Below are 24,327 nucleotides of genomic sequence, written 5' to 3' on the forward strand. Positions count from 1 at the left end.
TTTAAGTTAAGTTTTTAGTTTATGATACCAAAGTAGATAAATAAGTGTCCCGCTTAAAGGGAATAGACTTGATATTAACAATGTTTTCATAGAAGTCTCGTGTATTATCCAACAGCAAAAAGATACAGCCACACCTCCAATTAAAAATTTGCAGTAGCTCTTGTCTTGTATATTAACTTTGAGAAAAGCAAGGCTACATGCTAAGTAGATAAACAAAAATGACACCACAGAGATATCAATTATTGAAGTTACTTGCTCAGCAAAACTTTTGTTTGACGTTAGGATAAGTAAAACCAACACCCCCAAAGTACTGAGTATTATTCCCCATAATGGAGCATCATGCTTATTTTTTTTGCCAAAAAATTGTGGCATTAACTTGTCTTTTGCAAGGCCTAAGGTGACCTGTCCATCAGCTAAAAACCAAGCATTTAAATTACTTACAGAAACGATAAAGGCAACAACAGAAATAATTAAATGCCAATTACCTGGAAACATAATTTTTATCGCATCAACATATGGTGCTTTTGAACTAGCTAGTTCATTACCACTTATCAATCCCATAATTGAAAGACTATTGATGAAATATATCACAGCAACACAGACTGTTCCGAGCACTATAGCTCTTGGTATTGTCTGAGCTGGATTATTGACGGATCCTGCAGGTGCTGTTGCTGATTCAAGTCCAATAAAACACCATAGAGTAAGGAGTGTAGAACGAGCAAGAGTTTGTGATATTGTAAAGTTTGATAATTCCTCGCTTACAATAAAATTACTTTTATCAAAGAAAAACAACCCTGCAATAGGTATTGCGAGAAGTGCAATAATTTTAACAATGGTAAGCAGAAGCTCAACATGCCCAGCAGTAGTTACTCCCCTTAAGTTTATTAGCATAATAGCTAAAATTAATGTTATTTCTAAAAGCAAACGTATATCTTGTATATCATTATGAAAAAGCGGGGCTAAATAACCGATACTTGCAATTGTCACAGCTGTTGAGCTTACCCACGAGCTTACCCAATATGTCCAGCCAACAAAAAAAGCTGCTGTAGAGCCAAAGGCATGTTTCACATAAATATGAGGACCACCCGTTTCTGGAAATTTTGCGCAGAGTGAAGCAAAAACTAAAGCAAGAGATATAGTACCAAATCCTGATATAACCCAGCTTATAAGGCTATAAGCGCCGTATGGTGCAAGGCTAATTGGGAGCATAAAAATTCCAGAGCCGATTTGGCTACTGATCACCAAGGCGAAAATAGCCAAAAAGCCTATTTTATTTGACATGACAATGTTTAATTTTTATCTGAATATATTAACAATATAGCTGAAGCTCGAAAATTTCAATTGATCTTTTTTGTATAAAATTTGCATTTTTTAATTTAAGCATATAATGAGGAGTATATTAATAGGTTATTAAGAAGTGGTTTATGAATCCGAGGTTAAAAACATTTTTGGTTGTTTGTGGGTATGTTATATTAGTTAGTGCTGCCATTGGAGCAATTTTTTTATTTGACTACTTACTTGAGATCTTTATTGATGCGCTTTATGCATTCCTTCTTGCCAAAACTTCAAGTGAGGTGTTGGCTGTTTTTGGAACACTTGCAGTTTTACTTGTCACTTGTGTTTTGTGCTACGGACTGCATAAGCTCTGTTCTATTTTTACAGAAAAGATTACAAGTAGCTATCAATCTTTCAAAAATGAAAATAGTGATGATAACATCTTTTCTGAAGTATATAATGACCCGACAGTAGGGTTGAAAGATAAGATTTTATTTTTTCTATATACTCAATATATTGTATCAAATTACCATTTTTGTATTGTTCATCGAAGATATTAGAGCTTAGCAGAACATTATCAAATAGTAGAGCTTAGGTCTTAGAATATGTTTAGTGCTTATTAATACTATATTATTGATCCCAGTAGCACTTCTTGAGTTAATAAAGTATCCATTAACAAGCTCTTCTCGCCTCTGGGTTTAAGTCTAAAGCAAATGAGCTTTTTGTTTAATGTAAGTGATGTAGGTACTGGCAGTCAGAGCGTCCATACTAGTAGTTTTGAGTATAGCATTCTCCAATGCGCTCAAGATTTAAAGCAGAAATTTGGGAATCAATCAAATGTACTCAATAAAGAGTTTGAAGATTATATAAATAATTCAGATGAGTTGACAGGGAATCAAAAAGAACAATTAAAACTTTATCTTAACTTTAATGGTTCCAATGGAGCAACTTATGGAGAATCAAGAACTGAATTAACGCTAACACAAGCTGCAAACTTAGTTTTAGCTGCAGCCAATAATCAAAAGTTAGATGTAGATTTACTAAAATGCATGTTACTCATGTGTTTACAAGAAGGAAGTGGTGCATGTCATCTTGGAATGTTTAATCGTATTATTTATTCGCTTAGTTACCTTGAAGCAAAAAATAACTTTACGGTTGAGGTAAATGCTCAAGTATACGAAAGAATGCAAAGCATTACGGAAGAGTTTCTCAACCATCATGAAAGCAAAAAGATGAAGATTTTAAAGAATAATTTTAATAATTTCTATTTTGAGAATGGTATGGATCCTGAAGTAAAAGATAGTATGGGTAAGTTGATGAAAGAGGCAAAGCAACTTGTCTTTAATAAGTTGTATGTCGATTACTATAATAGATATGGCCAAGAAGTTGGAAGGGATCCTATAAAGAAGAAATTGAAAGAACTAATTACAGATGAGGATATCAAGGAAGCAGCAAGTGCTGTAATAGATAATATAGAAATCCCTAAAAAACCATCTACTTATCTTGAAAAGATGAAAGCATTTTTTGCAGGGCATACAAGATTCTCTGCTGCTTAAAGCTCTAAGACTTGTCTAAACTTTGATTGTGAGTTAGGCATGAAGCTAAAATTGGTATTTACAATTAACTCACAGCAACCTAGGCGATGGCAATCTGGACGCCTTCTAATTTTTCCTTATTGATTTGTAGCAGGTTCTTTGTTATGGTTATGAAGAGAAACTTCAAACCTCATTAGTATACTTTGATAGGTGAGTATTAGACATGATAATATTGATAACAAATGATGATGGTTTTGAAAGTGAAGGAATAAGACTACTTAAAGAAATTGCACACAATTTTGCATCGGAAGTATGGATGGTGGCACCAGATACTGACAGGAGTGGATCTGCAAGATCTCTTGATTACCCAGTGAAACAATCTATTAGAATAAACCAACATAGCGAAAGGGAGTTTATTGTGTCTGGTACTCCTGCAGATTGTGTTATTATCGCGTTAAATAAAATTATGAATAAGAAACCAGACTTAGTATTATCTGGAGTAAATATTGGATCAAATGTCGGAGATGATATTTGTTATTCAGGCACAATTGGTGCTGCAATGGAAGGTGCTGCAAGATCTATACCTTCTATTGCGCTGAGCCAAGTTTATCATAGTAAAATAGACTGGAACAATACAAAGATTTTTGCACCAAAGGTTATTGCTAAGCTAATGAAAGTTGGTTGGCCTAAAGATATAGTGATGAGTATAAATTTTCCTACTACAGAAAAAGTGAAAGGGATCGAGTTTGCTGAACAAGGTGAATATAGCATTGATGGTGATTTAACTTTTACTGAAAACTTGAATGGTTCTTTGAGCTTAAATTGGTCTCGAGAGCACTCAGGCAGTGGTAGTATAAATAAAATAAAAGGAGGTTTTATTACTATTACACCAATAAAATTGGATTTTACAGATTATAATATATTAAATGCTATGAAAAATTCTTGTGCAGAGGAATTTTCTTCTATAGCTAACACTCCTATTGCTTCTAATTAGAGATTTTCTACGATTTTATCGCGAGCAATCATTTTTTCTTCACCTGTGTCCATGTTTTTAATTTTTAAAGTTTTACTGCTTAGCTCTTCATCACCAAAGATTAATACAACTTTTGCATTTGCTTGATTTGCTTTTTTCATTCGGGTTTTTAGAGTTCCACTATGTTCATAAGCTACGTATAAACTATGCCTGCGTAATTCATTTGCAAGTGTTAGAGCATGTTCTCCAGCCTCTCTACCAATTGGAATTAGGCAAATAGGTCGCTCTTCTTTCGGAGAATAATTGATTAACTCCATTATGCGTTCAATACCTCCTGCAAATCCTATCGCTGGAGTGTGTTTTCCACCTACTGAAGATACTAGATTATCGTATCTTCCACCGCCAAAAACCGCCCCTTGTGCACCTAAATCTTCTGTGACAAATTCAAATACTGTGTGACAATAATAGTCTAGACCTCGAACTAATTTGCTATCTACAGTGTAAGGTATGCCAAGAGCTTGCAGTCCATTTAACACCTGGTCAAAGAAATATGAAGATTCTTTTGTATAATAATCACTGATTTGTGGTGCGTTAGAGATTATTTCTTTATCTTTCTTATCCTTAGAGTCTAATATTCTGAGTGGATTTTTAATCAATCTATTTTTACTATCTTCTGATAGGTCATTTTGAAACTTTTTTAAATACGATATCAAAGCTTCTCTATATTTAGTTATTGTTTTACCATCGCCCAAAGAATTAATTTCTAGTTTTACATTCCTATTGATACCAAATTCAGTTAGTAGGTGCTGAGCAAGTGATATCAATTCAATATCAACTCTCAGATCTTCTATACCAAAAACCTCAAAATTTATCTGATGAAATTGTCTTTGTCGTCCTTTTTGTGGTCTTTCATAGCGGAATATAGGTCCTGTTGAGAATAACTTTATTGGTGTTTGCAGTTTTTTTTCAATGAGCAACCTAACAATAGCTGCAGTGAACTCAGGACGCAGAGTTATGCTCTTTCCCCCTTTATCAATAAAAGTATACATCTCTTTAGTGATAATATCTGAGCTATCACCTAAAGTCTTTGTAAAGACTTCTGTGTATTCAAATATCGGAGTTTGAACAGTTAAAAAACTGTATAAACTTGAGATTCTATTTGCTGTTTGCTCTATGTATTTAAATTTATACCATTCATCAAATAGAAGATCTTTCGTTCCTCTAACTGTTTGATTAGTCATAGCATAGTCTCTATACCTGAAACTTCTGGTATGTGATAGCTTAGCATATTCTGCACTCCTTGCTTTAAGGTAATTGCAGCACTTGGGCACCCAGAGCAAGCTCCTTGCAGTACAACGTAAACTATTCCGTCTTTATAGCCACGGAACTTGATATCACCACCATCTTGAGCAACTGCAGGCTTAATATAACTTTCCATCAATTCTTTTATTCTATTTACAATTTCTATATCATTTTTATTAAAGAATTCTTCCTCTAGCATTTTATTATCACTTACTCCTTCTTTATCAAAAGCTTTTCCACCAGAAGTAAAGTGATCCATAATTGTAGTTAAAATTTCCACCTTTACTATATCCCAATTTATTCTATCCGATTTTGTTACCGAAATAAAATCATGACCAAGAAATACTCTTACAACATGTTCTATTTGAAAAAGATTTACTGCTAGTTTTGAGTTCTTTATTTCATCTGCATTCGAAAAATCAGCTGTTTCTCCTTCGCTCATAATTTCAAAACCAGGAAGAAATTTCAGCGTGTTTGGGTTTGGTGTTTCTTCAATCTGGATAAACATGTTATTTACCATGACAATTATAATTGTTACTATTTAATCATAAAATGATAAAAAAATATACATGTCATTCATCTTCTTCCTTTTTTTGATATTCACAATAATCACGTTTGTTTTACCTAGCGTTGTTGTATTTTTTCTCTTTTTGGCAAAGAGAAATAACATAAGTTTTATGATGAACTCTATATTAAGTAAGTTTTTGAACGAATTTAACAGCAGTAAAAGTTACACCAAAAATTATACTGGTGATAATATGTCCAAAGATGAAGCATTAAAAATACTGGGGCTGAATTCTGAGGCAAGCCAAAATGAAATCAATAAGGCATACCAAAATTTAATGAAACTGGTCCATCCAGACAAGGGAGGATCGGAATATTTTGCACAAAAGTTAAACGCAGCACGTGATAGGTTGATGAAGACCTAATTTTAACCATTGTTTTCTCTTTAAATCTTGCTTGTACATATTAAGTTGCATGATATAAATCTGGAAACATTATTCTTTAGGAGGTATTTGATAAAAAAAACTTGAGAGATTGAGAAAGAATTTATTTGCGGCTATAGATGAGCCTAATATTAAGAAAGTTAAAAGATATGTTAAAAAGGCAAGATATATAAATAGAGAAAAAGAGATTATTAATGGTAAAAAAGATGGTATGTTACCTATACATCTTGCTGTTTATAAAGGTAGCTTAGAGATAGTGCGGTTTTTGCTTAAAAATAATGCTAATATTAATGTTGTTAGTAATGGATGTCTTGTTCCTTACTCGTACGTTACTACCATGAGTAGCAAAACAGAAAAAAGGAATGATATATCATTGTACTAGTAGTACCACTTCCCAAATAATGCAAGGTTTTACAGCTTTATACTTAGCCTTTTTTTTTATTTTCGATTAGATATCGCGAATCTTCTGCTCAATATCAATATTATTAATGTTAATATTAGAAATGCAAATGGCAAAACGGCATTTGAGGTTATACCAGGTTATGAAAGTCTTTGCAGTGATGGCTGTGACATGAGCAAAATATACTTAGATTTATCAAAATTTCATAAAAATAATTGTACAGAACTGTTACTCTCTGCTAGAATAAATACTAGGTTAGGATCAGAAGCTGTTGATACTCCAGACCCTGGACCAAGCAGTGCAGTAAAACCTTTTTCTTTTGTTAATGGTATATTTAGTTAGGTAATCACTGCCACACTCAATGTCTTGTTCGGCAGTGTTCCTACTTTACTTCCTGCACAGCAATCTGTTGATCACTTAGATGGTAGCCCAATTGGTTCTTCACAAGTTGATTTTAATGAAACAGCTCTACTAATTGATGTAATGATCAGAAAGTTCACATGGAAAAAATACTCAAGCCCACTAGAAGGTTCACTTCTCACAGTAGAAGAAGTTAGAGAAAGAAAGCTTAACACTATAGAAAAAAACTTCGAGACAGCACTGAGTAAGTGTAAAAAAAACTTTATCAATGTCCTTAAAGTTCATTAAGTAATTTAACGATATCTAAAGGTATGCATCAAAATTCCCCTTAAATCAGTTAAAATAAGCACTCAAGCTTGAGTGCTTATTTTCGTATAATCCTCTTTAAGTTTAAGCTCTTATATATTGGGAATAAGCTGCTACGAAATTTAAGTAAATTAAGAAAACCTATAGCGTTTTGCACAAAAACTAAATGTAGCACGGTATACACAATAAAGTAAATAATCTCTTGCGTTGTGGAGTTTCTTTAGCCTTACATACAGATTTTGCTAGTATATGCATAAATTATGTGATATACAGCCAAAAGTTTTTCTCTTTAGGAGGAGTTATGGTTACAGTAACAGAAATTGAAAACTGGAGATACGGGCTACGTTCTGCAGTAATCGAACGTGATTTTCAAAAAGCTGAGGAGTATATTAGAGAAGGAAAGAGACACACTGTTAGTGTTGTTAACTATAGAGATAGAAATGGTAACTCACCTTTATCGATTGCTGTTAGTAAAAAAGATTTAGGAATGATGAGGTTTTTAATTGATAATGGCGCAGTTCCTGATATTGAGGACCTTTTTCATGTGACTCCTATGTACTATGCTGTTACAATGGGCACCGTAGAAATGATAGAGCTTCTAATCGATAAAGGAGCAAGGATTAGTGGTTATTTTTCGTATGCTCATAAAGAACGTACTCTTGTGGGTTGGGCTATAGACAAGAATAGTCCGGAAAAAGTGGAGGTCCTGCTTAAACATGGTGCTAGCCCAGACGGCAAATTTGATCTTCTTGCTTATTCACAAAATTCATGCCTACATGCTGCTGTTGAAAAAAACCACTCAAGAATAGTTGAGCTTCTTATTGAATATCATGCTGATGTCAATGTTCAAAACGAACAGGGACAAACACCTATATATTTTGCTATTAGTTCAAAACGTCCAAAAATAATTAAGCTATTATACGATAATGGTGCTAACATTGATAATGTTAAGAATATAAGGGACGGGACACCATCAGATTATGTTAAGTTATTTTATCCAGGTAAAACGATAAAAGAAATTGCTGCAGAGGAAGAGAGTATAAATGTAAATCCAGACCCTGCACCAAGCAGTGCAGTAAGGCCTTCTTCTTCTATTAATAGTGCATTTAGTTGGATGAGAACTTCAACAACTGCTGCACTCAGTAGCTTGTTTCAGAGTGCCCCTGCTTTACTTCCCGCACAGCAATCTGTTGCACATTTGACTAGAAGCCCAATTGATTTTTCGCAAGTTGATTTTAATGGAACAGCTCTGCTAGCTGACGTGGTAATCAGAAAGTTTACCGGGAGGAAATATTCAAGACCATTGGATGATTCACTTTTGACATTGGAGCAAATCAGAGAAAGAAAGGTTAGTGCTATAGAAAGGGATATTAAGATGATGATTGGTGAGTTTGAAGAATTTGATCAATGTCCTCGAAGTTTATTAAGCAATTCAACAATATCTAAGGGTGTACGTCATCAAAGATCCCTCCAAATCAGTTAAAACAAGCACTCAAGTCTTAGTGCTTGTTTTCGTGAAATCTATTATTTAAATTGAACTTTTTATTGTGCGTTGTAGGTAAGTTGTTACAATAAAATGAGTTAAGATGAAAAAAAAAGTTTAAGTTATGGAAGATGGTAGCAAGAAAGAAATAACAGAAGAAAAAGGTGTATCAGGTTGGATAGAGTATAGACTGCCTATATTTTCTTTTCTAAAACATGCTGCTTCTTATCAAGTACCAAAAAATTTAAATTATGCTTGGAATTTTGGTTCTTTGGCTGGTATAGCACTGATTTTGCAGATAATAACAGGTATATTTCTTGCCATGCACTACACTCCGCATGTTGATCATGCATTTAATAGTGTGGAGCGTATAATGCGTGACGTAAATTATGGATGGCTGATACGTTATACTCATGCTGTTGGGGCGTCACTCTTCTTTATGGTGGTCTATGCTCATATTATGCGTGGATTATATTACGGATCTTATAAGAGACCGCGAGAAATGGTGTGGTTTATTGGCATATTTATATTTTTTGCAATGATGGCAACTGCCTTTATGGGATATGTTCTTCCATGGGGACAAATGAGCTTTTGGGGTGCAACAGTTATAACTAACTTATTTTCAGCCATACCTTTGATTGGCAACAAAATAGTTATATGGTTGTGGGGCGGTTTTTCCGTTGATAACCCAACGCTTAATCGTTTTTTTGCCCTTCATTATCTTCTGCCCTTCATTATTATTGCTTTAGCTATGTTGCATGTTGTTGCTCTGCATAGATTTGGCTCTAATAACCCAAGTGGAATAGAAGTAAGGTCAAGTAAGGACACTATTCCTTTTTATCCTTATTATATAGCAAAGGACTGCATAACTTTTGGTTTATTTTTTATAATTTTATTTGGATTTGTTTTTTATGCCCCTAATTATCTTGGTCATCCTGATAATTATATAGAAGCTGATCCTATGGTAACTCCAGTACACATAGTACCAGAGTGGTATTTCCTACCTTTTTATGCAATGTTGCGCTCAATTCCAAATAAGCTTATTGGTGTACTTACCATGTTTGGATCTATCTTAGTTTGGTTTCTTTTGCCTTGGCTTGATAAAGCAAAGGTTAAAAGTGGTGCTTATCGCCCATTATTTAAGAAATTTTTTTGGGTTTTTGCAATAAATTTTGCATTTCTTGCTTGGCTTGGGGGGCAAGAAGTTAAAGAGCCTTATATCACTTTAAGTAGGCTCTCAACTCTTTATTATTTTTCATATTTTGTGATAGTTTTACCTTTACTTAGTAAGTATGAGAAACCAAAAAAATTACCAAAAACAATAAGCGATTCCGTTCCGGAGATGAAGTGATGCTATTGGTTAAAGTTGCTGTATTTTGTATATTATTTTTCACTAATTCTTTGTCTGCAGAGGAGTTTAAACCTTTACCAAATAAGAAAATCGACTGGAGTTTTGATGGAATTACTGGATCTTTCGATAGAGAGTCAATTCAGCGTGGCTATAAAGTATACAAAGAAGTCTGTGCTGCTTGCCATTCAATGAACAGAATAGCGTTTCGTAATTTGCAAGATGTTGGTTTTTCTGAAGAGAATGTAAAACAAATTGCATCCTCTTACCAAGTTAAAGATGGTCCGAATGATTTGGGTGAAATGTTTGATAGACCGGGAGTGTCTTCGGATTATTTTATTGCACCCTTTGATACAAAAGAAGCAGCTGCAGCAAGCAACAATGGAGCAATTCCACCGGACTTATCATTAATTGTCAAAGCAAGACATGATGGTGCAAATTATGTCTATTCACTACTAATTGGTTATCAAAACGGTGAACATGATGAGAATGGTTTATATTTTAATCCATATTTTTCAACAGGCAGGTTAGCCATGGCACCACCACTCTCTGAAGGAATGGTAGAATATGATGGTACTAGGCAAGCCACAGTTGAAAATATGGCATATGATGTGGTAAATTTCTTACAATGGGCAGCAGAGCCAGAACTGGAGCGCCGACATAAACTTGGGCTAAAAATAGTGACATATTTTATGACTTTGACGGTATTTTTTGTTCTCACTAACAATAGAGTTTGGAGCCAACTCTATAAAAAAGGAAAATAGAACTTCATTTACGCTCGTTTTTATACCTTACTCGTGATATTATTTCTATAATATAATGATAAATATATTATGAAAGTATAGGGATTATGGCATTTCGAATAGTTACAAATTTTCAGCCAGCTGGCGATCAACCACAAGCAATAGATAGTTTAGTTGAAGGACTAAATAACAAAAAAAGAGATCAGGTTTTACTTGGAGTAACTGGCTCTGGAAAAACTTTTACTATGGCAAATGTTATTGCAAGAACAAACAGGCCTGCGTTAATTATGGCGCATAATAAAACTTTAGCGGCACAGCTTTACGAGGAGATGAGAGGATTTTTCCCCCACAATGCTGTTGGATACTTCATTTCTTATTATGATTATTATCAGCCTGAGGCTTATTCGCCACAAACAGACACTTATATTGAAAAAGACTCTTTAATAAATGAAAGAATTGATATGCTACGCTATTCTGCTATATGCTCTCTTTTGGAGCGTAGGGACACGATTGTAGTTGCGAGTGTTTCTTGTATATACGGTCTTGGTTCGCCTGAGAGCTATCTCAGCATGACCTTGACTTTAAGTGCTGGAGATAAGATTCATGTTAATGACTTTCTGAATAATTTAGTTAATCTCCAATATAAACGTTCTGATGTAAGATTTGAGCGGGGATATTTCAGGGTGCGCGGCGATATTATTGATATGTTTCCTGCCTATTATGAAAATAAAGCTTGGCGTTTATCATTGTTTGGTGATGAAATAGAGGAAATTTCTGAGATTGATGCCATGAACGGCAATATTATCAGACGCATAGATACAGTCACCATTTTTCCAAACAGCTATTACACTACATCACGTGAGACTCTTTTGCAAGCAGTTCAATTGATTAAAAAAGAACTACATGAACGCTTGGATTATTACTATTTACAGAACAAAATTGTTGAAGCAAAACGCCTTGAGCAGCGTACTAATTTTGATATTGAAATGATGATGGCAACGGGAGTGTGTAAAGGTATTGAAAATTATTCGCGTTATCTTTACGGAATGAAAGCTGGAAATCCACCGCCTACATTGTTTGAGTATTTACCTAAAGATGTAATTTTATTTGTTGATGAAAGCCATGTAACCGTTCCCCAGATAGGTGCAATGTATAGCGGTAATGAAGCACGTAAAAAGAAATTGATAGATTATGGTTTTAGGCTACCTTCTGCTTTTGATAACCGTCCGTTAAAATTGGAAGAGTGGGAGGCAATACGGCCACAGACTATTTACGTTTCGGCTACTCCAGGAAAATATGAATTAGAAAAGACTAATCACGCATTTATAGAGCAAGTTATCCGCCCAACAGGACTGACAGATCCCATCTGCATCATAAAACCAACAGGGAGTCAGGTTGATGATGTGATTCATGAGGCACAAGTGACGATAAAAAAAGGGTTTTGTATTCTAATTACCACATTGACAAAAAAAATGGCTGAAAAACTAGCTGAGCATATGAGTGAGCTCAGTATGAAAGTAACTTACCTACATTCAGATATTGGTGCGCTGGAAAGAATTGAAATTATATGCAAATTAAGATCTAAAGAAATAGATGTTCTTGTTGGCGTTAACTTGTTGCGGGAAGGTCTTGATATTCCCGAGTGTGGATTGGTTGCAATTTTAGATGCTGACAAAGAAGGGTTTTTACGATCAGAGACTTCGCTCATTCAAACGATAGGTCGTGCTGCACGCAATGTTGAAAGCAGAGTAATTTTATATGCAGACAAAATTACTAATTCTATGGATCGTGCACTGAAAGAAACTGAAAGGAGAAGAAAGAAACAGACAGAGCATAATACACTGCATAATATTGTACCAAAAACTATAATAAAGCCTATATCAAATACTTTACAGGAAAAAGTGGTAGTTGAGAATTTTAGTCAGGATGATCTAAATAGTCTGAAAAAGCAAATGTTGAAGCATGCTGAAAATTTAGAGTTTGAAGAGGCGGCAAAAATAAAAGGTGTTATTGAAAGATTTAATAATAGGCCCGTTGCATAGCTAGAAAAAAGATAACTAATTAATAGTTAAACTGACTTTGATTTACCAATAATTGAAAGAACATCATTCGAGTAGCAGAAAAATGAGCCATTTCATGATAATTTCAAATTTTCACCTTTTATCTTATAGGTAATGATTGTTGAACTTATTTCTTGCTCGAGATTATGTACAGACTCTAACAAATTAAATCTCACAACAAATTTGTTGCTTTATAATTTTTATAGCATACTATAATTGCAATTGTTTTAACAATAATCAGAGCCTAAAAGAGGTTTATTATCAATGTACTATTTATAAAAAATCTTATGGAAAATAAAGCTTGTTTCATTTGGCTCATCAGTAACTTGATTGTTGTATTCAGCAACATGCAGATAATATACACCTTTATAAGCGTGAATCTTGAAAAAGAACTTGATCTCACAATCGCGCAAGTTGCACTAGCTAACTCAGCATATACTTGGACTTTTGCTATCTCACAATTTTTTAGTGGGGCAATGTTTAATGTTTTTTCCAGCAAAAAAATTTATTTTTTCTCATTGTCAATTATGCTCTTTGGTTTTTTTGTCCTTATCAAGAGTGACAATTTTGCCCATTTAATTTTATCTCAATTTTTGATCGCAATTGGAGCATCGTTTGGTTTTATTGGCGCTGCTCATGTAAGTAGCACATATTTTCCCCTTACTCAATTTGGACTGATGTTCTCACTAGTACAGACAATTTCAAGTCTTTCTGCTTTGATGATTCAAATGTGCTTCTCTAGCTTGCTTGCCGAAGGTGCAGATTGGAAAAATCTTATTGTATGTGTAATATTATTTGGCGTATCGATATTTGTACTTATGTTTTTTTATCCGAAAGGACTTTCAAAAAAAAATTGGGGGGAATACACAATAAAGAGCTCTATAAAAACAGTAATATGTTCTGTACTAACAGTGCTAAAATTAAGAGATATCTGGATAACCTCAATAGTGGGTGCTATTACTTTTGGAACATTTTTAGCGCTTAATATGCTGTGGGCACCAAGGTTACTAAGCAACTTAGAACTCAATACAATGGAGTTAGGTGTAGCAACTGCAATATCGTGGCTTGGTCTTGCAGTTGGTGCTCCAATTGCAGATCTAATCTCAAATCTATTTAAAAACAGAAGGCACGTAATCTCTGCTTTTGCTACATTGCAAAGTATTTCAGCTATTATTTTACTGTGCGGCAATTTAACAGTTCATATTATATACTTTTGTATGTTAATGTTTGGTTTTTTTGCAGGAGGACATATGCTTAATTTTACTGTTGGTAGTGAGATTGTTGAGCAGAAGTATATTAGCACATCATCATCCATTATCAATGGATTTATGTTTGTTATGAGTGGAATTTTAGTGTCAATTTTAGCACTTTTTTCAGATCACCAAATGGCGCTTTTCACAATATTTGCAATGTTAACATTTGCTAGTATTTTTAATTATGCTACAAAAGAAACATACTATAAAATAAAGTAGCTGAATCTTGAGTCGATTGTTATATTATATTAACATGCTGTAATAAATTATGACAACAAAAGACATAACGGTAACTAAGGCAACAATAGCTGAATGTATAAATCAGGAAATTGGATTATCGAAAGAAGACTCTATTGCAATAATAGATGATATATTGGATGAGATAAAAACGAGCTTAGCAAAGGATGGAATAGTAAAAATATCTTCATTTGGAACATTTTTGGTTAAAAACAAGAAAGAAAGACCAGGAAATATACCAAAGACATCGGAAAGGGTAGTAATTCAAGCGAGAAAATCAATTTCTTTTAGACCTTCAAAAGTGATAAAGAAATTAATAAATAACCGATGAATAAGGGAAAATTATTTTACACGATTGGAGAAGTAGCTGAAGAACTACATTTGGAGCGGCATGTTTTAAGATTCTGGGAAAGTCAATTCCATCAAATTAAACCCATAAAACGGAAGGGAAGAAGACTGTATGATCATAAGTGTATAGAGGCAATAAAGAAAATAAAATATATGCTATATGACAAAGGATATACAATAAAAGGAGTACAAAAGGAATTTGGTAACCATGTAAGAATTGATCATTATTCAAGAAATTTATTGCAAGAACTTATAGATTTAAGAGACTATTTGACTGATAAAATAAATGAAGAAAGTAATAAATAGACGAAAAACACTATAAAGTTTTGTGAAAGTTGATATATCTAAAGATAAGTGTATGTATCGTATAGCATTGTTCTTTATATTATCAGCAATAATGATGAGCTGTGGCCTGCAAAAACCTGCACCTGTACTACTTAAAGGCGAAGAATTTTATGGGAAAAGAGACCTAGAGTACACAAGAGAGTATCATTTGATTAAAGAAAATGTTTATTCTTCGCTGCGAAAAGAAAGTAGAAAAGCCTTTGTAGATAAGGTATATAACAATAATGCACAAAGCATGTGTAAATTTGTAATACCGGTTAAAGGTGCAGTTACTTCTTCTGATAAAATATGTCAAGATGGAATAAAAATTACTGCTCAAAGTGTAACAAAGGTTATTGCTTCTGCACCTGGCAAAGTAATATACGTGGGTAAAGGCCTGAGGTGGTACGGAAATTTAATTATAGTGGAACATAAAGACAATTACATGACTATGTACTCCTATTTAAAAAATATACAAGTTGAAATTGGTGATAAAGTAAAACAAGGTCAAGTAATTGGATCTGCAGGTAAATCAAGCACACAAGATAAAGATCCGCAGATGTGTTTCACAATAAGGCATAATGGTCAAGCAGTCGATCCTTTAGTACATATAAACTGTGATTGAATTTATGAAATATGATTTTAAAACCGTTGAAAAATTCTACCAAAACAAGTGGGATTTTTCTGTAAGCAAAGATAGTAAAAAGAAGAAATGTTACGTGTTGGAAATGTTTCCATATCCATCTGGTAAGATTCATATGGGTCACCTGCGTAACTATGTGATAGGAGATGTTATAGCACGTTACAAGAGAGCTCATGGATTTGAGGTTTTGCACCCAATTGGCTGGGATGCGTTTGGATTACCAGCTGAAAATGCAGCAAGGAACAATAATATTAACCCTGCGGCGTGGACAAAAGAAAATATAGACAATATGCGTGCACAGCTAAAATCTATAGGTCTTTCCTACAATTGGAATCATGAGCTTTCCACATGTGAGCCTGATTATTACAAACACGAACAGAAATTTTTTCTGGATTTTTTAAAGCATGGTCTTGCCTATCGAAAAGAGTCGTGGGTTAATTGGGATCCAGTGGACCAAACAGTGCTTGCAAATGAGCAAGTAGTTGATGGAAAAGGATGGCGATCAGGTGCAGTTGTTGAAAAACGTAAGTTATTCCAATGGTTTTTAAAGATTACTGATTTTGCTGAAGATTTGCTTTATTGTCTGCAAAGTTTAAAAAATTGGCCAGAAAAAGTCAAAACTATGCAAGAGCGCTGGATAGGAAAATCTGAAGGGGCAACTATAGATTTTGAAATAGTTGGCCTGAATAAGAAATTAAAGATTTTTACAACTTCTCCTCATACTTTATTTGGAGCTTCTTTTCTTGCAGTAGGAGCAGAGCACCCTATTGTAAAAGACCTTAAGGACAAAGAAATAAGAGACTTCATTGATAATATGAAGGTAAAGGAGGAGAATGATGAAAAAATTGGAATTTACACTAGATTGAACGTTAGGCACCCATTTCTCGACAAGGAATTACCAATTTATATAGCGAATTTTGTGTTGATTGAGTATGGAGAAGGTGCGATTTTTGGTTGCCCTGCACATGATCAGCGTGATTTTGAATTTGCACAGAAGTATGGTTTAACGATTATTCCTGTAGTTTGTGAAGAGACCACAGAGATCTTAAAAGAACCGTATTTCGGTGATGGAGTGATGTTCAATTCTGAATTCTTAAACGGACTAATGATTAATGAGGCAAAAAAAGTAATCATAAAAAAACTTGAAGAAAAAGGAATAGGTAAGAAAACAATAAACTATCGTCTACACGATTGGGGAATTTCAAGGCAACGTTATTGGGGATGTCCTATACCTATTATACATTGTAAAGATTGTGGAATTGTTCCAGTTCCAGAAAAAGATCTCCCTGTTGTTCTACCAACGGACGTAGAATTTACAAGTGGTGGTAATCCCCTGGATAAGCACCCAACCTGGAAATTTGTTGATTGTCCAAAGTGCGGAAAGCAAGCAGAACGTGAAACTGATACATTTGACACTTTTTTTGAATCTTCTTGGTATTTTGCTGCATTTTGCAGTGAAAATAAATCGATTAATAAAGATACTTGTAATCGTTTTATGCCTGTTGATTATTACATAGGTGGAATAGAACATGCAATTCTACATTTGCTTTACTCAAGGTTTTTTTGCCGTGCTTTAACTAAGTGTGGCTATTTTGACGTTAGAGAGCCTTTCTCTACTTTAATCACTCAAGGAATGGTCTGCCATATAACTTATAAAGATGAGAATGGCAAATGGCTCTTTCCCGAAGAAGCAAAAGAGTTGATTGCGAAGGGTGCTAAGATCAAAGTTGGAAAAGTCGAAAAGATGAGTAAGTCAAAGAAAAATACAGTTGACCCAAACTTTATCATAGAAAAATACGGTGCTGATACTGCTCGTTTGTTTGTATTATCCGATACCCCCCCAGAAAAAGATATGGAATGGTCTGATGATGGCGTGGAAGGTTGTTTTCGCTATATAAATAAATTGTGGCGTATGGTGGTGCAACTTAGGACCGTAAACATACACTATGATAATGAAAACATTATAGGTAAACTACTAGAGTACAGAAAAAAAATCCATAAACTATTGCAAGGGTTTACAGATGACTTGGAAAACTGCAGATTAAACTGTGTGGTAGCAAAGTTTCGTGAAATGACAAATTTAATAGCTGAAATAGACGTAAAAACTGGAAAATCTCTTATTGATGAAGGTATATGCATACTAATCAGAGTGATTGAGCCATTCATGCCACACCTGGCTGAAAATTTATGGCAAAAAATAGGAGGCAAAGGCATGCTATATATGCAACCTTGGCCAAAAGTTGATGAATCACTACTAATTGATAATATGGTGACTGTAGCAGTGCAGATCAATGGAAAGTTACGTGCGACCATTGAAGTGGCAACTGATTTACCTCAAGAAAAATTGAAGAAAATAGCAACAGATTCTGTATCTAATAAAATCGATCAAAGCAAAATTCGCACTATATATGCTGTGCCAAATAAGGTAGTAAACATAGTTATATAAAATTTTTGAGTAGCATGTCCCTAATTTAGCAGTTATACTTTTTTTAATATAAAAGATATATACTTGTGCATTATATATTTTTTTGTATGGGTAGTTATATGAAAATAAAAGGATTATGTGTTTTAGCTGTGTTGCTCACTTCATCTCTAGCAGGTGCAGCTAGTAATAGTGCAAAAGAGCAGTACTACGCAGGTTTAAAATTTGTGGTAGATGGGGTGCTAGATGAAAAATAAAACCTGGCTTAGTTTTTGGTTATAATTATGATAAAAGCTCTAAGTTTGAACTTGAGATTCTCACCGACGTAAGTGATATGTTTGGTGCAGCAGACAAGAAAATGGGAGCTAGTTTGTTAGCAAATTACCGTTATTATCCTAACGTTGACATTGATCCTGTGAAACTATATGTCAGTGGAGGTTTAGGTGGATATCTCCAAGTAATACCTTTTGGCTCTGGTACAGATGCAAATAAACAACCTAAATCTGAAAGTACAAAACCTAACCCTAAAACTGAAGTTATAAATTCAGCTGATACTCAAAGTGAAACACTAGATAAAATACTGGGTGCTATTTCCTACAAACTGAAGGTTGGTGCTGATTATGAAGTTGCTCCACAGATAGTTGGTACAGCTGCTTTAACCTTAGGCGGGCAAATGAGTGGTATAAAAGCAATGACAGTACCGGATATGATGCTGGAAGTAGGAGTACGCTATAATTTTTAACGCTGGATAACATTGAATACATGTAATGTTTAGGTGTAACCACAAGCGATGCTCAAAACTTGCTGCTAGCATATTTGAACATTTATTCCGGCCTGTTTTAAGGAAGTAATGTGTATGAATTATATGAGAATGATGAAAGTGTTCGCTGCGTTGGTTGCTTTAGCAAGTACAGCTAGTAATGGTACAAGTGAGTTAGAAAATCAACACAAAGATCATTGTGAAGATCAATACGAAGATCATTGCTATGTAGGTTTAAACTTTGGGACCCGATGGGGTGAAAGCTTTAAATTGAACCCCAACGTTGTCTTTGGTTATCATCATAACAAAAATTCTAAGTTTGAACTTGAGGTTCTTGCTAACATAAGTGATATAACTGATAAACAAAAAAGGAAAGTAGGAGCTAGTTTGTTGGCAAATTACCTTTACTATCCTGATCTTGAAATTGATCCTATTAAATTATATGCTAGTATAGGTCTGGGTGGATATATTTGAATATTGCCATCTTTTGGTCTTGGTGAGGATACAAATGCAGTAAATTCATCTGCAACTGTAGCCGCAGGTCAAAATGAAACACTAGATAAAATACTAGGTGCTATTTCCTATAAAGTAAAGTTAGGTGTTGATTGTGAAATTATTCCACAGATAGTTAGCACAGCAGCTATTGCTGCAAGCGGTCAATTAAGTGGCTTTAAACCACCGATGAAAAAACCAGATGCAATCATAGAAGTAGGTATACGTTATAATTTTTAAGCTATGAACACTTTGAATCCTTATATATAGTTGTATGCTAGGTGCTATATATGTGCTATTTGCAAAGGTATTCTGTTTATTCTAATATTAGAATAAATCCTAAGCAATAAAATTAGAGGGATCAACTTCCCGCTGTAAGCAAGCAGCAACTACAGTGTTTATCATAAGAAATGCTATTGTCATCGGGCCAACTCCACCAGGCACTGGAGTAATAGCTTTGACTTTTTCTTTTACTCCCTCAAAGTCAATATCACCCACAAGCTTACTTTGATTTCCTATGTTAATGCTATTTATGCCAACATCAATCACTATTGCACCTTTTTTTATCCAATCTGGTTGAACAAAATTTGGCTTTCCAACTGCTGCAACTACTATATCCGCCTTAGAGCAATAATCAGCTAAATCCATACTTTGTGAATGCAAGATGGTAACAGTGCAATTTTCTTGCAACAATAGGTGAAACATTGGCTTACCCACAATATTTGATCTGCCAATGATTACCGCATTTTTACCTGATAGATTATTTTCAACTGACTTGATTAAATGCAAAGAACCTTTGGGAGTACAAGGTATCAGACAATCTTTTTCACCTTTAACTAACCTGCCAATATTCTCATCATGAAAGCCATCTACATCTTTTTCAACACTTACTGTATTAATTATTCTGCTTGCACTAATGTTTTTTGGTAAAGGTAACTGAACTAAAATTCCATGCACAGATAAATCTTCATTTAATGTATTAACTTTTTTAATCAATTCATCTTCTGAAATACTATCAGGCAAAACAATAGTTTCAGAACTTATGCCTATTGATTCTGCTTTTCTTTGTTTATTACGAACGTAGACCTGACTTGCTGGATTGCTACCCACAAGAATTACTTTAAGACAAGGAAAAACATTATACTCTTTCTTTAAAAGATCAATTTTTTTTGATAGCTCCTCACAGAGATCATCTGCTATTTTTTTACCGTTAATAATAATTGACATTTCCTTGCCACTCCTTGAAGTCAGGTAATGCAATATCAAATAAGTTCAATACTTTACCAACAGCATGATTTACAATATCATCCAAAGATTCTGGTTTAATATAAAAAGCAGGCATCGGCGGAGCAATAATTGCTCCCATCTCCGTTAGTTTTAACATATTTAGGAGATGTCCAAGATGTAGTGGAGATTCTCGCACCATAAGAACTAATCTTCTTCTTTCTTTTAGAGTTACATCTGCAGCCCTTGTTAATAGATTGGAAGTCACCCCCGATGCTATTTCAGACATTGTTTTCATAGAACATGGAGCAATAACCATACCTGAGGTTTTAAATGAGCCGCTTGCTATTTTTTCTCCTATTTTTTCTTCAGAATAGTAAAAATCTGCAAGCGATATAATATCTTCAAGTTTTTCTTTAATCTCATGAGCTATAGCTATTTTTCCAGTGCTGCTGATCACTAAATGAGTTTCATGATTGGTATTTTTTAGTGCCTCTAGAATCCTTACACCGTAAATAGAACCAGATGCTCCACTTATTCCAATTACAATCCTACTATTCACCTTCGTAATTCATTCCCAATGCACGTTTGTAGGTATCAAGTAATATCTCCTGTTCCTCCCTGTCATCATCATCCATCTTTCTTAGCCTAATAATCTGTTTCATCACTTTTATATCCCAACCTTCATCTGCAGCTTTTGCATATACATCACGAATGTGATCTTGCACGTCCCTCTTTTCTTGTGCAAGTTTTTCGATTCTCTCTATATATCTCTTCAAATCTTCAGCCGTTATTTTTACTGTATCTTCCATAGAACCCAACTAATTAATTGCTACTACAGTATTAGCAGTTTTTACTTGTACTTCAATCATAGTAATAATATTTTTATCTTTTTTTAAAATCTTAAAGTAAAAACCGTACATGGAAAACTCTTCATTTTCTTCAGGAATGCGCTCTATCTCGTTTACAATCATACCTGCTAGAGTTGTAGCTTCTTCATCAGGAAGATCCCAATGTAACTGTCTATTAATATCCCTAATGGTAGATTTTCCTTCTATGTGATACATATTATCGGATATCTTTTTTATAAAATTCTCTGTGATCAAATCATGCTCATCTGAAATTTCTCCAACTATTTCTTCCAGTATATCCTCAAGAGTTACGATTCCCTGTAGTGCCCCATACTCATCAATAACAAATGCAAGGTGTTTCCTGTTTTTACGGAAGTTGTGAAGTTGTACACTGAGTGGCGTACTTTCTGGTATAAACCAAGGCTTTGACATAACTTTGGCAATCTCTATTTTATTATCCTTTTCACGCAAGGCATTTATTAGATTTTTCACGTGAACCACTCCAACAATATTATCTGGTTCTTTTTGCCACAAAGGTACTCTGCTATGGCTACTGGTTAAAATCTCTCTTATTAACTCTTCTTTGTTTCGATCTATATCAAGAGAAAATAAGTTTCTCCTGTGGGTCATAATTTGTGATATTTCTGTCTCAGCCAAATCAAGTATACTATTTAGCATATCTAAATCCTGTTGTAACATAGTGCCCTCACTGCGGTGAAGAGTAATCATATTACGCATTGCATCTGCTGCAGATATTACCTCCCTATTCTTATGAAGCCCACATAACTTCAGAATGATATTGACAATAAACTGAATGCCTAATGTCAATGGAGAAAGAACCTTGACAAAAAACAGCATAAAATAAGCAGAAAGTAATGTAAATTTTTCAGGATTTTGCATGGCGTAAGTTTTTGGTAAAACTTCACAAAATAGCAAAATACAAAACGTCATCATGAATGTTGAAAGAAATATGCCCTCACTTCCAAAAGAATTTATAAATATTACTGTAAACAAAGCAGAGCAAGTAATGTTAATAATTGTATTACACAGTAATATTGTTCCTATTGTTAATTCTTTTTTACTTAACAAAAGCTCTATTATCTTGGCTTTTTTGTTACCTTCTAGCTTTAGTTTATTCACTCGTGATCGGCTAATTGAGGTTAACCCTATTTCTGCTCCTGAGAACAAAAACGATAAAATCAATAAGGAAAAAATTGCTGACAATACTGAGATCAATAACCAATCCATTAAAGTATGATGTTATTGCGATATAGAAACAGAGTTGATTTTATATGTTGCAAGAGGCATTTGCAATTCTATATATCTTTAATATAAAAAAATAAATCATGAAATATATCACATACTGTATTCACATGCATATTCTCAACAAGAAGTGGAGGAGTTATTCTCACTACCCTATTATCTATAATATTAGTCATCATTAAGCCTCTGTCAAGAGATTGTTTAACAATTTTATCAGCGAAAGGTACTCTAAGCTCTATCCCTATCAATAAACCCTCCCCACGAACTTCTGAAACGATCTTCGGAAATTCTTCAGTCAAAGGCAATAACTTTTCTTTTAGATATTTACTGACCTTCTTAACATGGTCAAAAAAGCCTTCCTTTAGCATTACATCGAGTACTGCATTACCCACAGTCATGGCAAGTGGATTACCTCCATAAGTTGACCCATGAGTTCCTGGAGTGATTGCTTCTGCTATATAATCTTTTACTAAACATGCAGCCAGAGGAAATCCATTACCCATAGCCTTCGCACAAGTGAGCATATCAGGTTCAACTCCTATATTTTGATAGTAAAATAGAGAGCCAATCCGCCCATATCCGCATTGCACTTCATCAAAGCATAAAATTATTCCTTGAGATTTTGTTATCTCTCTTACTTTTTTAAGATACTCTACGTCCAATGGATGTACTCCGCTTTCACTTTGTATGGGCTCTAAAAATATGGCAGCTGTTTCGCTATTGATTTTCTTTTCTAATGCTTCAATGTTATTTCTTGGAACTTTATCAAAACCAGAAAGGAGTGGAGCAAAACCTTCGCGTGATTTTTCATTTCCCCCAGCTGAAATTGCAGCAATACTGCGGCCATGAAAACCTCCTTCAATTGTAATGATATGATTGCGCTTTTCTTGTCCATTTAAGTAGAAATAGCGGCGAATAAATTTAATTGCAGCTTCTGTTGCTTCAAGTCCACTTGAGCAGAAAAAAACTTTATCTGCAAAGGTAAGGTCTGTTAAACGCTGAGCAAGCCTTTCCTGCTGGGGAATAGTAAAAATATTAGAGCAGTGCCATAATGAATCCAGTTGCTCCTTCAGTTTATCTGTAATGTATGGATGACAATGACCTAGAGAGGTTGTAGAAATTCCTGCAGCAAAGTCTAAATATCTTTTACCATCCTTATCGAAGAGATATACTCCTTCTCCTCTAACTATAGAAGCTTCAGATCTATTATAAGCGTTAACAACATGATCCATTGTAAATATTATCTATAGTGCATGAAAAAGCTTTCCCTTAATGTTGCTTAAACTAAAAATTAAGCTGATATTATACAGTTCAACATAAAACTCAGAAATTTAGTATGTAAAAAAGTAAAACTACACTAATTCACATTCAGCAAAAAAGAAAGCTATTTCTCTATGAGCGTTCTCTAGACTATCAGAACCATGCACTCTATTTTCACTAATATCATCAGCAAAATCACCCCTAATTGTACCTTTATCTGCCTGCTTTGGATCTGTAGCACCCATGATGTGTCTGTATTTACTGACTGCATTTTCACCGATTAAAACTTGAACTATCACAGACCCAGAAGTCATAAATTCCACCAACTCTACAAAAAAAGGCCTATCCCTATGAATTTCATAAAACAGTTCTGCTTGTTTTTTTGTCAGCATCATCATTCTTTGTGCTATAATTTTTAGTCCAGATTTTTCAATGTAAGAATTTATACTGCCTGTAATATTACCTTTTACTGCATCAGGTTTTAATATTGAAAGTGTTCTCTCAATTGCCATGTTATT

General features: G+C 34.2%; 22 protein-coding genes and 3 pseudogenes. 16 read left to right on the top strand and 9 right to left on the bottom strand.

What is annotated here, in order from left to right; all coding sequences use genetic code 11:
• Positions 1-6: 6 nt before the first annotated feature.
• Complete coding sequence (locus tag wTpre_RS04455) at positions 7-1,281, bottom strand: APC family permease (RefSeq protein WP_068652276.1); 1,275 nt, start codon at positions 1,279-1,281, stop codon at positions 7-9.
• Between the two features lie 143 nt (positions 1,282-1,424).
• Here wTpre_RS04455 and wTpre_RS06955 point away from each other — a divergent pair, with 143 nt between their 5' ends.
• The 3 genes from wTpre_RS06955 to surE all read left to right on the top strand — a co-directional run bounded on the left by wTpre_RS06955 (position 1,425) and on the right by surE (position 3,804).
• Positions 1,425-1,835 carry a hypothetical protein gene (locus wTpre_RS06955; protein ID WP_245609391.1) on the top strand — a complete coding sequence of 137 codons (411 nt, stop codon included), beginning with the start codon at positions 1,425-1,427 and terminating at the stop codon, positions 1,833-1,835.
• A gap of 153 nt (positions 1,836-1,988) precedes the next feature.
• Positions 1,989-2,831, top strand: coding sequence for a hypothetical protein (locus tag wTpre_RS06960; protein ID WP_245609392.1), 843 nt, complete (start codon positions 1,989-1,991; stop codon positions 2,829-2,831).
• A 202-nt stretch (positions 2,832-3,033) separates the two neighbouring features.
• Positions 3,034-3,804, top strand: a complete 771-nt coding sequence (gene surE, locus wTpre_RS04465; protein ID WP_068652278.1) for a 5'/3'-nucleotidase SurE — start codon at positions 3,034-3,036, stop codon at positions 3,802-3,804.
• On the opposite strand, the gene hisS is transcribed toward surE, so the two are convergent.
• Both hisS and wTpre_RS04475 read right to left on the bottom strand, forming a co-directional pair.
• A complete protein-coding gene (gene hisS / locus wTpre_RS04470) occupies positions 3,801-5,024 on the bottom strand; it encodes a histidine--tRNA ligase (RefSeq protein ID WP_068652280.1) in 1,224 nt (407 codons plus the stop codon). The genes surE and hisS overlap by 4 nt on opposite strands.
• Positions 5,021-5,593, bottom strand: a complete 573-nt coding sequence (locus wTpre_RS04475) for a NifU family protein (protein WP_068652282.1) — start codon at positions 5,591-5,593, stop codon at positions 5,021-5,023. Before wTpre_RS04475 ends, hisS begins: the two co-directional genes overlap by 4 nt.
• A gap of 169 nt (positions 5,594-5,762) precedes the next feature.
• Between wTpre_RS04475 and wTpre_RS04480 the strand changes: the two genes are divergently transcribed.
• The 13 genes and pseudogenes from wTpre_RS04480 (at position 5,763) to wTpre_RS04540 (ending at position 19,451) form a co-directional block, all read left to right on the top strand.
• A complete protein-coding gene (locus tag wTpre_RS04480; protein ID WP_245609393.1) occupies positions 5,763-6,014 on the top strand; it encodes a J domain-containing protein in 252 nt (83 codons plus the stop codon).
• An 87-nt stretch (positions 6,015-6,101) separates the two neighbouring features.
• Positions 6,102-7,070 (top strand): annotated as a pseudogene (locus wTpre_RS07410) (ankyrin repeat domain-containing protein).
• A gap of 329 nt (positions 7,071-7,399) precedes the next feature.
• Entirely contained in the window at positions 7,400-8,581 is a 1,182-nt protein-coding gene (locus wTpre_RS04490; protein ID WP_068652283.1) for an ankyrin repeat domain-containing protein, read from the top strand.
• Positions 8,582-8,705: 124 nt separating this feature from the next.
• Positions 8,706-9,932 (top strand): cytochrome b, encoded by a 1,227-nt coding sequence (locus wTpre_RS04495; protein ID WP_068652285.1) that lies wholly within the window; start codon positions 8,706-8,708, stop codon positions 9,930-9,932.
• Positions 9,932-10,693 carry a cytochrome c1 gene (locus wTpre_RS04500; RefSeq protein ID WP_068652287.1) on the top strand — a complete coding sequence of 254 codons (762 nt, stop codon included), beginning with the start codon at positions 9,932-9,934 and terminating at the stop codon, positions 10,691-10,693. Before wTpre_RS04495 ends, wTpre_RS04500 begins: the two co-directional genes overlap by 1 nt.
• An 86-nt stretch (positions 10,694-10,779) precedes the next feature.
• Positions 10,780-12,714, top strand: a complete 1,935-nt coding sequence (gene uvrB, locus wTpre_RS04505; protein ID WP_068652289.1) for an excinuclease ABC subunit UvrB — start codon at positions 10,780-10,782, stop codon at positions 12,712-12,714.
• A 365-nt stretch (positions 12,715-13,079) separates the two neighbouring features.
• Positions 13,080-14,204: an MFS transporter gene (locus wTpre_RS04510; protein WP_245609397.1), complete on the top strand. Its 1,125-nt coding sequence runs from the start codon at positions 13,080-13,082 to the stop codon at positions 14,202-14,204.
• Between the two features lie 49 nt (positions 14,205-14,253).
• A complete protein-coding gene (locus wTpre_RS04515; protein WP_068652293.1) occupies positions 14,254-14,553 on the top strand; it encodes an integration host factor subunit alpha in 300 nt (99 codons plus the stop codon).
• Positions 14,550-14,876: a MerR family transcriptional regulator gene (locus wTpre_RS04520; RefSeq protein ID WP_068652295.1), complete on the top strand. Its 327-nt coding sequence runs from the start codon at positions 14,550-14,552 to the stop codon at positions 14,874-14,876. Before wTpre_RS04515 ends, wTpre_RS04520 begins: the two co-directional genes overlap by 4 nt.
• Positions 14,877-14,928: 52 nt before the next feature.
• Entirely contained in the window at positions 14,929-15,519 is a 591-nt protein-coding gene (locus wTpre_RS04525) for a murein hydrolase activator EnvC family protein (RefSeq protein ID WP_068652652.1), read from the top strand.
• 4 nt (positions 15,520-15,523) lie between these two features.
• The gene (leuS, locus tag wTpre_RS04530) at positions 15,524-17,983 is read left to right on the top strand and encodes a leucine--tRNA ligase (protein WP_068652654.1); all 2,460 of its coding nucleotides are present in this window, start codon (positions 15,524-15,526) and stop codon (positions 17,981-17,983) included.
• A gap of 98 nt (positions 17,984-18,081) precedes the next feature.
• Positions 18,082-18,701: pseudogene (locus wTpre_RS04535) on the top strand (hypothetical protein).
• Positions 18,702-18,809: 108 nt separating this feature from the next.
• Positions 18,810-19,451 (top strand): annotated as a pseudogene (locus wTpre_RS04540) (cell envelope biogenesis protein OmpA).
• Between the two features lie 99 nt (positions 19,452-19,550).
• On the opposite strand, the gene folD reads toward wTpre_RS04540, so the two are convergent.
• The 6 genes from folD to ndk all read right to left on the bottom strand — a co-directional run bounded on the left by folD (position 19,551) and on the right by ndk (position 24,321).
• On the bottom strand, positions 19,551-20,438 hold the full coding sequence (gene folD / locus wTpre_RS04545; protein WP_068652297.1) for a bifunctional methylenetetrahydrofolate dehydrogenase/methenyltetrahydrofolate cyclohydrolase FolD: 888 nt from the start codon (positions 20,436-20,438) through the stop codon (positions 19,551-19,553).
• Entirely contained in the window at positions 20,422-20,997 is a 576-nt protein-coding gene (locus wTpre_RS04550; protein ID WP_068652299.1) for a UbiX family flavin prenyltransferase, read from the bottom strand. The genes folD and wTpre_RS04550 overlap by 17 nt, the downstream gene beginning before the upstream one ends.
• A complete protein-coding gene (locus wTpre_RS04555) occupies positions 20,990-21,247 on the bottom strand; it encodes a DUF2312 domain-containing protein (protein WP_068652656.1) in 258 nt (85 codons plus the stop codon). Before wTpre_RS04555 ends, wTpre_RS04550 begins: the two co-directional genes overlap by 8 nt.
• Positions 21,248-21,256: 9 nt before the next feature.
• Positions 21,257-22,534 (bottom strand): HlyC/CorC family transporter, encoded by a 1,278-nt coding sequence (locus tag wTpre_RS04560; protein ID WP_068652301.1) that lies wholly within the window; start codon positions 22,532-22,534, stop codon positions 21,257-21,259.
• Positions 22,535-22,602: 68 nt separating this feature from the next.
• On the bottom strand, positions 22,603-23,781 hold the full coding sequence (locus wTpre_RS04565; RefSeq protein WP_068652303.1) for an aspartate aminotransferase family protein: 1,179 nt from the start codon (positions 23,779-23,781) through the stop codon (positions 22,603-22,605).
• A gap of 120 nt (positions 23,782-23,901) precedes the next feature.
• A complete protein-coding gene (ndk, locus tag wTpre_RS04570) occupies positions 23,902-24,321 on the bottom strand; it encodes a nucleoside-diphosphate kinase (RefSeq protein WP_068652306.1) in 420 nt (139 codons plus the stop codon).
• Positions 24,322-24,327: the final 6 nt, after the last annotated feature.

Origin of the sequence: Wolbachia endosymbiont of Trichogramma pretiosum (genome assembly GCF_001439985.1) — a bacterium.
Lineage (GTDB): Bacteria > Pseudomonadota > Alphaproteobacteria > Rickettsiales > Anaplasmataceae > Wolbachia.